Genomic DNA, 2224 nt, shown 5'->3' with positions numbered 1-2224 from the left:
GCGTCTCGTACCGCCCGGCGGGCAGGTCCACCCGCCGCTCCGCCCAGCCCAGCCGCCGCGCCAGGTCCGCCACCCCGTCACCCGCTGCCTGATCGCCTGCCTGGCCCGCGCCGCCGCGGCGGCCGTCACCGCCGACCCGGCCCGTAACACCCCCGCCCCCTGCCACCCGAGCCGCTGACCACTCGCGCCCGCACTCGATCCTCCCCGCCTCAAGTACGCTCCCCGGTCGTGGACTTCACCCCCGAATCGCTCGCCGAGCTCGCGCGGGCCGCAGACGCCGCCGCACTGCGGCAGGCACTGCCCGTCGCCCTGCCCTGGTGCACCGTCCTGCCCGACGGGGACCTCGACACCCTGATCGCCGAACTGTTCGACACGGTGCGCGGCGCGGCGGCCCCGGACGATCCCGCCCCGGTGGAGCTGCTGCTCACCCAGTGGCAGCACAGCGCCGAGGTGTACGCGGACCCGGCCCTGCTCGCCGTCCTCACCCGCGAGCTCGGGGGCGACCTCGGACCCGTCCCGCCGCCCGAGGCGGCCGAGTGAGCCCTAAGGGCGGGGGCCGAGCCGCGCCCCCTCCGATCGGCGACGAACTCGACCTCCGCTTCGCCGGCTCCGAAGCAGCCGATGGCTGGGAGCAACTGGCTCGCCACGCGGCGGGCAACCTGCGTCGTGCCTTCGAGGCGATCCGTGCCGCCCCGCGGGGCGTGGGCAACGCAGACCGTCAGCACCGGCTCAAGGGCCGCCTCGGAAGCTCCGCGTTCAAGGGGCAAGCCTTGGAATGCTGGCAATACGAGGTCACGGGCGGAGGGCGTATCCGGTACCTGATCGACGATGCCAACCGCACCGCCTGGATCACCTACGCGGGAGTCGGTCACCCCAAAGCCACGGACTGACCCTCGCCGGGCTCAACGGGCCTCCGCCAGCCCGCTGGACCGCCGAGGCGTCCCCCTGCAGGGAGTCGCGCGGTACGCGCTGGACGGGGAGAACGCGCGGAGGCTCCGGGACCTGTCGGAGGAGTCGGTGAAGTCCGTCGGCTGACCGCCGCTCAGACAGCTTTCGGCAGCTGACAGGGGACGATCGGTCGGTGACTCGAACCGTGGACCGTGACCGCTCGCTCGAAGAGCTTGAGCGCGATCGCCGGTCGGCCCCTTCGGGCGACGAGACCCGGCTCATGGCGACCGTGCGCGGGCTTCGGCACAAGCCGATCGGCGGCCTGACCGTCGAAGACCTGCGGCTGCTGATCAGGCAGGACGTGAGCCTGGCCCATCTCCTGCCGCTGGCGGTGGAGATCCTGCGGGCCGACCCGTTGGCGGAAGGCGACCTGTACGAGGGCGATCTGCTGGCCGCCGTGCTCACCAGGGGTGAGGAGGTCTGGAGAGAGCGCCCCGAACTGAGGTGGGAGGTCGGGTCGATCGTCTCGAAGCCGGCCGAGGTGTCACCGGCCCTGGAACGCGAGGGCGCGGGGTTCCTGGCCCGGTAGGGCCGGCTCCGCTGTGCGCCCGTCATGCCCGTGAGGGTATGGCGCGATAACGAGATTGGTCTTGGAAAAGGCCAGGTCGAAGGTCATAGCGTCGAGGGAGTTCGCGCACGAGTTCACAGCGAAGGGGGACCCACCATGGTCACCAACGGAAGCAGCAGCAACAGGCACCTGACGGTCAGGAGGTTCGTCGCCGCCTCGTTGGCCACGGCCACGATCGGATTCGCCGCGGTGGGCACCGCGGACGCGGACAGTCCGCGAAAGGGCCGCGTCGAGGTGCTCGAACTCAAGGTCCAGAACGACCAGTACGAGGTTCTGGACCTCGGCAAGGCCGGGCCGAGTCTGGGCGACCTGGACGTCTACTCCGGCACCACCGTCCAGGGCGGCCGCAGCGTCGGACGCGGGGGCGGATCGTGCCAGGTCGTCCAGCTCCACGGCGCGGAGGTGACGAAGCAGTGCCTCATCACCATGGAGGTCGCGGGTGGCTCCCTGACGATGCAGTCGCTCTGGACGACCGGAGCGAGCGCCCCGCTCGATATGGCCGTCACCGGCGGTACGGGCGCCTACGCCAGCGCGCACGGAATCGTCCGCTTCTGGGACATCGGCACGCCGGACGAGCGGGCGCGGGCCGAGATCCAGCGCTGACTGCCCCTGAGGGCCGGCCGGGAGCGGATCCGAGGTGCCGGCCCGTCACAGGGCGGGTGGTGTGAGGCGGGAAGGTGTGCGCGAGAAGTCGGCCAGGCCGACTTC

Annotated in this window: 4 protein-coding genes; all 4 read left to right on the top strand. The window is 71.9% G+C overall.

Going from position 1 to position 2224, the window contains the following annotated elements; genetic code table 11:
- Window positions 1–228 precede the first annotated feature (228 nt).
- The 4 genes from ACFU6K_RS37390 (at window position 229) to ACFU6K_RS37375 (ending at window position 2119) form a co-directional block, all read left to right on the top strand.
- Window positions 229–540 (top strand): hypothetical protein, encoded by a 312-nt coding sequence (locus tag ACFU6K_RS37390; RefSeq protein WP_380670866.1) that lies wholly within the window; start codon window positions 229–231, stop codon window positions 538–540.
- On the top strand, window positions 537–890 hold the full coding sequence (locus ACFU6K_RS37385) for a hypothetical protein (protein ID WP_380670864.1): 354 nt from the start codon (window positions 537–539) through the stop codon (window positions 888–890). The genes ACFU6K_RS37390 and ACFU6K_RS37385 overlap by 4 nt, the downstream gene beginning before the upstream one ends.
- A gap of 191 nt (window positions 891–1081) precedes the next feature.
- Window positions 1082–1477: a contact-dependent growth inhibition system immunity protein gene (locus ACFU6K_RS37380; RefSeq protein WP_380670863.1), complete on the top strand. Its 396-nt coding sequence runs from the start codon at window positions 1082–1084 to the stop codon at window positions 1475–1477.
- Window positions 1478–1612: 135 nt separating this feature from the next.
- Entirely contained in the window at window positions 1613–2119 is a 507-nt protein-coding gene (locus ACFU6K_RS37375) for a hypothetical protein (RefSeq protein WP_380670862.1), read from the top strand.
- Window positions 2120–2224 lie beyond the last annotated feature (105 nt).

The organism is Kitasatospora sp. NPDC057512, from assembly GCF_042802135.1.
GTDB lineage: Bacteria > Actinomycetota > Actinomycetes > Streptomycetales > Streptomycetaceae > Kitasatospora.
Note: the sequence above shows the minus strand (reverse complement) of the source record. Positions and strands in the feature narration are given on the sequence as shown.